Source organism: Streptomyces sp. H27-H5 (assembly GCF_026627505.1).
Taxonomy (GTDB): Bacteria; Actinomycetota; Actinomycetes; order Streptomycetales; family Streptomycetaceae; genus Streptomyces.
The window spans coordinates 1-6289 of sequence record NZ_JAPNLK010000193.1; the positions used below are offsets into that span (position 1 = coordinate 1).

Consider the following 6289-nt stretch of genomic DNA (forward strand, 5'->3'; position numbering starts at 1 on the left):
CACTTACGAGGTGCCCTCTTGCTCGGGTCTGATGGAAGCGTAGAAACTCCCATCATCCCAGGTCAGCGGGCACCTCTTCTGATTTCTCCATCCACAGCCCGACCACTACGCGGTGGATCCAGGCTCATCGCGGGGAGGGGCGGTGTGGAAACCACCGCCTCGGCTGAACCGAGCTTCGGTGGCACTGAACTGGCTTCGGTCAAGGTGGTGAGCACCAGCGGCCCGGGTGCCCTTAGAACGTCCGCCAGTAGGTCATGGACGTGCCAAGGAGCGGTACGAAGGGTTGCCGTGTGGATGATCATGGAGTCGTCTGCGCTCTGTGATCATCTGGGGGGTTCGTGCCCGTTGTGCCTGCGTCCATCATCGCCCCAATCCGTGAGGAGTTCCTGAGGCTGCTGCCTGTCCGACGGGATTCGCACCCGCTGGGGTGCCACAACCCGCGAATCTCGGATGCGGTCGTGTTCGACCGGCTTGTCCTGGCGCTCGTGTCGGGGATGGGTTACGAGCGGGTCGCCGACCAGGCGTGTTCCGCGACCACGATCCGTCGGCGGCGGCGGCGGCGGCGGGACGAGTGGATCAAGGTCGGTGTCGCCCGCGATCTGGTCCTCGCGGTGCTGCGGGCCTACGACCGGATGGTGGGGCTGGAACTCGAGGACCTGATCGCGGACGGCTGCATTACCAAGGCGCCCTCGGGCGGAGAGTGTGCCGGGAAGTCCCCGGTGGACCGCGGCAAGCAGGGCCTCAAGCGTTCCCAGCTGACCGACGGCTACGGAATACCCGTGGTCACGGTGCCCGCCGGCGCGAACACCCGTGACCACACGCTGCTGCCCGAAACCCTTGATACGTTCACCGAGTTGGCCGAGCACCTCGACCACGCCCCACAGCACCCGGCCCTGAGCCTGGACGCCGGCTACGACGACCAGCCCGTCTACACCGACCTGGCCGAACGCGAGATCACGCCGCGTGTCACCAAACGCGGCACGAAGACGCCGATCCAGACCGACGGCCGCTGGGTGGTCGAGCGCACCAACTCGTGGATGAACAACTTCGGAAAGCTCCGCCGCAACACTGAACGACGCTGCGCATGCATCGAGTTCTTCCTCGCTCTTGCCGCCGCCATCATCACCGTCCGCAGCCTGATCCGACGAGCCTGGTACACCCACCGCTGGGACACCCGACCCGCCAGCCCCCGCATCCGATAACCCCAGCTCGCCGCCTGCTGGCAGAACGCTCCCTCAGTCCTCTCCGAAGGCCTTGCTGTAACTGTTATTGTTACAGCAAGGGGGTGGAGGATGTGAGCGCGAACAGCAGGATGACGGTCGCTGTCCATGTGCTGACCTGGATGGCCCTGGTGCACGGCCGCGGGCGAGACGTGGTCACCTCGGACCAGATCGCCACGAGCGTGGCCACCAACCCTGTGGTGATCCGGCGCAGCCTCGCCGATCTACGGAAGGCGGGCCTGGTGACGGTCCGGCACGGTGCCGGGGCTGGCTGGATGCTGGCTCGCGAGCCGAAGTCCATCGCGCTGGTCGATGTCTACCGCGCGGTGCACGACGAACCCCTGTTCGCCCTGCACCACGGCGAGCCGAACCAGGCGTGCCCCGTCGGCCACGGCATCCAGCCTGTCCTGCGCCGCGTCTACGCCGACACGGAGGAAGCCGTCCGGCGGGAGTTCGCGGGGGTATCGATCGCCGACGTCCTGCGGAACACCCTGGCCGCCGGCTCCGGCTGAAGTGCCGAGTGGGGCCCACCCTTGCACATAGTCGTAACAGAATCTGTTTCATTCACTTGGATCACCAAGGGTCGCCAGACGGCCCGCGATCCGACGTACCGGAGGTGGAACACCATGCGGGCGATCGAGTACCGGCGCCACGGCGGCTATGAGGAACTGCGGCTTGTGGACCGTCCCGCTCAACCGGCCACCGGCGGCCGGGCGTCGATCCGGCTCTCCTACGCCGAGGTGAGCCCGGCCGACAACACCATCAGGGCAGGACGGATGGACCCCTCCCTGCACCAGACGCCGCCCCACATACCCGGAGGCGGCGCGGTGGGACGGATCACCGACCCCGGGGCGACCGGCTTGGCGGAGGGGGCGCGCGTCGTGGTCGGCGGCGGCGGGCTCGGCTGGCGCACCGACGGCACCTGGCGCGAGCAACTGACCGCGGAGGCCCGCCAGCTGATGCCGATCCCCGACGGGGTGAGCGACGAGGCCGCCTGCGCGCTGTTCGCCGGTGCCGGATACAGCACCGCCTACCTCGTCCTGACCCGACTTGCCGGGCTGAAGACCGGCGGCACCGTCCTGGCGCCAGCCATCGGTGGCTCCGTCGGCATGGGCACTGTGGAGGTGGCCCGCGAACTCGGCGCATCCCTGACCGTCTCCACCGCAAGCCGCACCGACAAAGCCGAAGCCGCCCGTGCCGCCGGCCACGAGCACGTCATCGACCTGTCCCGCGAATCCCTGACCGACGGCGTCGCGCGCCTCACCGACGGCAGGGGCGTGGACGTCGTGGTCGACGGCGTTGCTGGTCCGCTTCTGGGTCCCTGCATCGCCTCTCTCGCACACGGCGGCGCCTACGTCGGCGTCGGATACTCAGGCGGCACCGAAGGCACGGTGAACATCACCGACCTGATATGGAAGAACGCCACCGCCTACGGCTACACGTTCACGACGACCCCGCCGGAAGTCGCCCGCGCCGCTCGCGTGACCCTGCTCGACTGGCTGCGCGCGGGCCGTATCACCCCCGCCATCGCCGGCGTGTTCCCGCTGGAACAGGCTGCCGAGGCACAGCGTCATCTGATAGAGGACCGGCCCTTCGGCCGCGTCCTGCTCGCCATGGCCCGCTGAAGTGGACAGAAACAGCAAGAGGAGCCGCGACATGCAGCCTCGCAAGGCCTCCACAGCCGATATTCCGGAACTGATCCGGTTGCGCTCCGTCGCACTGGAGAGCCTGGGTACCGACCCCGGACCTGCCGACACACCATGGCGGCGGATCGCCCGCGACTGGTTCGACGAGCGCATCAATTGCCGCGACGACTGGGTCTGCCTCGTCGTCGGCGGCGACCCCGGCGAACCGCTCCTCGCCTGCGGCATGGCCTGGGTCACTTACCATCTGCCTGGTTCGCGCTGGCCCGACGGGCGTCGCGGCTACCTCGACGGCATCGTTACCGACGCCCCGGCGCGCGGCCGCGGTCACGCACGCCGCATCGTGGACGAACTGGTCGACTGGCTCCACGGAAGTGGCATCCACTACATCCAACTGCACGCCAGCCAGGACGGAAAACCGGTCTACGAAGCCGCGGGCTTCGTCAGCGGCCGCTACCCGGGCATGGACCTGATCACGGCACCCCCCACCAGGTGATCCCTGATGGCGCCAGCGGAAGCCAGTCGGTATCCGAACTTGTTCCTGGCCCTCGGAGGAGATATGTGAGAAGGGGACCTCACATGTCGTCGTCGCCGAGCACGCCTCGCGCGACCCGCTCGTAGCCCACCCCGGACGCCAGCGCCATCACCAGTCGGTCGACACGACCGCGTCCGCGATCCACGCGCTGTGACACCCCAGCGGGGAAGCTTCCTGCCACCCGAACAGCAACGTGAGGCCCTCCTCACGATGGTCACGGAGGGTAGACAAGTCCGTGACCATCAAACCCGTTACCATCGTGACCCATTGAACGCGTACATGACCTGCTGGCGAACGCTCTTATCAGAGTTGACTCGGAGCAGAGCGTTCTCCTCATCGAGGGTGACCGGCTGAGCCTGACCGCTCTCGGTGACGAGGTTCGGTCGATTGCGGAGATGGACGACGGCGGGCACCGACACATTGAGTACCTCCCGGATCACTACTACCTTGCCGCTGGGTCACTGGCCATGGTCGTGAACAGTCCTCATGGGGGCATGCCGATTCGATGAACGACTGATGGCAGCGGCCGGCCGAGATGCGTAGAAGGTTCCGTCGCGGAGCATGGCGAAGAGGAGGCCGAGCCAAGGGCCGGCGGCAGACCACCGAGGACGGGCGGTCTCCGGCAACTGATGGAGCGGCTGCTGGAGACCGCCCCTCCAGGAGGGCTCGGATGCCGGCACGAACCCGCGAGGAAGGATTGGCGGGCACTCCCGCAATCTACTGGTGGCGGAGGTTGTCCACGATGGTCAAGAACACGAGCAGGTTCGGCACCTTCTGGGCCTGGGGCGCTTGCCAGGCCTTGGTCTGACCCGCCCGCCAGACGCAGACCATGCCCCCACGCACGGTCACCTCGCTCACATCCCGCCACGCCAGGATCTCGCCGGAATCGTTGGCGACTCCGGCACTGGACAGCTTGAACGGGCCGAAGCCGACCGTCCCGCCCTCCCGCACCAGCTTCCACACCTTCTCCACCTGGGCGCGGGCGACGGCTTCCGCGATCATCGGGGCCCAGGTGGGCGAGCCCGCATAGAGGTCGGTGATACGGGCCTTCTCCCCACCCGGTGCGACCAGCACGGAGGCATGGGAACGTCCTGTCGGCGTCTGCGTGCCCTTGTAGTTGATCACCTCTTGGACCGTCTCCTGATAGAGCAACGTTCGCTCCCAACGCACCGCGAACAGGCGCCTGCCGGTGGTGTTCACGACCAGCCCGTGCTCGTACAGGTGCAGCCGCCTGGCCGCCAGGCCCTTGCGGAAGAGGGGACTGTTGGCCACCAAGCCGCCTGCGACCACTGCGATCCACAAGGGGACCAGCGCGACCCCCCAGTGCACCTTCACCCACAGCAGGACGCCGCCACCCAGCAGTGCGGCTATGGCGGCCAGGGAGCCCACGATGAACAAGGCCCGGTACTTCTCCTGGACGCCGACCTCGCTCTTGGGGCCGAAGGTGTGCTCCAGATCACCCAGCCGATGACGGACGGCCAGAGCGTTTACCGCAGGGGAGGACGACGTCGGCATGGTCATGCGCGGCCTCAGCTTCAAAGTTACGGCGGTCCCCGCAAGGCCGCCTGAGCGAGCGGGAGTTCACCGAGTGTCTCGGTATCGAAACCCTAGAGTGACCCCAGCAGCCAACACCAGGATCCGCACCCGGGCAATGCCCCCCGAAGCCCAGTACCGTCACCCCGCACACGCCCGCCCCCTCGACTCGACACACCGGATCGCAATCACCCCCGGCGGGTGGGAGGGGCGCATCGCTGCCTTGTGCCCCTTACGTCGGCGCGGCCATCGAGGGGGGCAGGCACGCGGGTTGGGGCTGCCATGAGATGCCACGGTCCTCGGCGGGCTCTCGGGGCGGAACCGTCAACTGTTGCGTCGTGCCCACTGGGCGGCCCGGACCGTTCCCTGCCGAATGTCCTGCCGGGGCTGTTGGAGGTCGAAAGCGTCCTCCAGTGCGTGGAAGTACGGCTCGAACTCGGCGGTCAGTTCGGGGTGGTCGAGTTCGGCGCGGCGTATGGCCTGGTTGAGGAATTCGAGCCGGCCACCTCGGTAGTAGGGGGCCGCGGCCGCGGTCGTACCAGTTCAGCTCCAGGGTGCTCCGGCCGTCGTCGATGCGGCGGCCGTCGCCCGTACGTAGTCGAAGGTGTAGAGGCCTTTGGCGGGGGTGGCGTTCAGGTGGACCGTCTCGGTGAACGCCGAGTCGGGCGAGAGCCTCAACATCGGGCCCGGGGATGGGGGTCTGGTGGTACATCAGGAACGCCCAGCCGCCGGCCTGCCCGAAGCAGCAGGTTCCCGAGACGATGTCCCAGTAGTCGAAACCGCGACCTGAGGGCCGGGATGGGGAGGAGGGAATCGAACAGGGCCGCGCGGCTCCCGCGGTCCATGCTGCGCAGATCCGCGAGACGGGTTCCGGCGGCGATCTGTGCGGGGTCGGCTCCGTGGAGCAGGGCGATCTGTTCGGCGCTGATGCTCTCACCGCGGAAGAACCGAAGATGACGGCATTCCATCAGCTCCGTCGGTTCCGATAACCCGTGCCGTGCGTGGCCTTCGCCGAAGACGTCGTGCTCGCGGGAACTGACCTGGCTGTTACGGAGGACTACCCGGGCGCGCGCCTGCGGTCGTGATGGCGGTTGTTCGTGGGACGGTCGTGATGGCGCTTGCCGGCACGTGGGATTTCGGGTGTCGGCTGAGACGCCTCGGATCTTGGGTGGACGGACGGGATGGCGGGTATGACGCGAGCGGCCGGTTCTGGTGCTGTGGGAGGTGTGCCCGGAACCTGTCAATGTGATCAAGGCAGGTGAAGTGTTCTATCGCTGTGCCGGGATCATTTGATCGTCGTGCTGGAAGTCGGTGGGCTTGTTGATCCAGGCGGCCTTGGGGAGCCTGGGCGGCTCGGG

General features: G+C 67.6%; 7 protein-coding genes. 5 read left to right on the plus strand and 2 right to left on the minus strand.

Annotation, left to right across the window (positions count from 1 at the left end; genetic code table 11):
* The first annotated feature begins 338 nt into the window (after positions 1-338).
* The 5 genes from OTB19_RS41100 to OTB19_RS43885 all read left to right on the plus strand — a co-directional run bounded on the left by OTB19_RS41100 (position 339) and on the right by OTB19_RS43885 (position 3907).
* Entirely contained in the window at positions 339-1202 is an 864-nt protein-coding gene (locus OTB19_RS41100) for an IS5 family transposase (protein WP_267803974.1), read from the plus strand.
* Positions 1203-1294: 92 nt separating this feature from the next.
* Positions 1295-1732 (plus strand): Rrf2 family transcriptional regulator, encoded by a 438-nt coding sequence (locus OTB19_RS41105; protein ID WP_267803975.1) that lies wholly within the window; start codon positions 1295-1297, stop codon positions 1730-1732.
* A 114-nt stretch (positions 1733-1846) separates the two neighbouring features.
* Positions 1847-2845, plus strand: coding sequence for a quinone oxidoreductase family protein (locus tag OTB19_RS41110; RefSeq protein ID WP_267803976.1), 999 nt, complete (start codon positions 1847-1849; stop codon positions 2843-2845).
* 31 nt (positions 2846-2876) lie between these two features.
* The gene (locus OTB19_RS41115) at positions 2877-3359 is read left to right on the plus strand and encodes a GNAT family N-acetyltransferase (protein ID WP_267803977.1); all 483 of its coding nucleotides are present in this window, start codon (positions 2877-2879) and stop codon (positions 3357-3359) included.
* A 374-nt stretch (positions 3360-3733) separates the two neighbouring features.
* A complete protein-coding gene (locus tag OTB19_RS43885; protein ID WP_420717018.1) occupies positions 3734-3907 on the plus strand; it encodes an Imm32 family immunity protein in 174 nt (57 codons plus the stop codon).
* Between the two features lie 208 nt (positions 3908-4115).
* Here the strand turns inward: OTB19_RS43885 and OTB19_RS41120 are convergent, their stop codons facing one another.
* The gene (locus OTB19_RS41120; protein WP_267803978.1) at positions 4116-4919 is read right to left on the minus strand and encodes a DUF6585 family protein; all 804 of its coding nucleotides are present in this window, start codon (positions 4917-4919) and stop codon (positions 4116-4118) included.
* Positions 4920-5474: 555 nt separating this feature from the next.
* Positions 5475-5612 (minus strand): hypothetical protein, encoded by a 138-nt coding sequence (locus OTB19_RS41125; protein WP_267803979.1) that lies wholly within the window; start codon positions 5610-5612, stop codon positions 5475-5477.
* Between the last annotated feature and the right edge of the window lie 677 nt (positions 5613-6289).

What these genes read in the sequence shown, in the direction of transcription:
- OTB19_RS41110 (WP_267803976.1), top strand. Translation starts at nt 1,847, where the DNA reads ATGCGGGCGATCGAGTACCGGCGCCACGGCGGCTATGAGGAACTGCGG.
- OTB19_RS41120 (WP_267803978.1), bottom strand. Translation starts at nt 4,919, where the DNA reads ATGACCATGCCGACGTCGTCCTCCCCTGCGGTAAACGCTCTGGCCGTC.
- OTB19_RS41115 (WP_267803977.1), top strand. Translation starts at nt 2,877, where the DNA reads ATGCAGCCTCGCAAGGCCTCCACAGCCGATATTCCGGAACTGATCCGG.
- OTB19_RS41125 (WP_267803979.1), bottom strand. Translation starts at nt 5,612, where the DNA reads ATGTTGAGGCTCTCGCCCGACTCGGCGTTCACCGAGACGGTCCACCTG.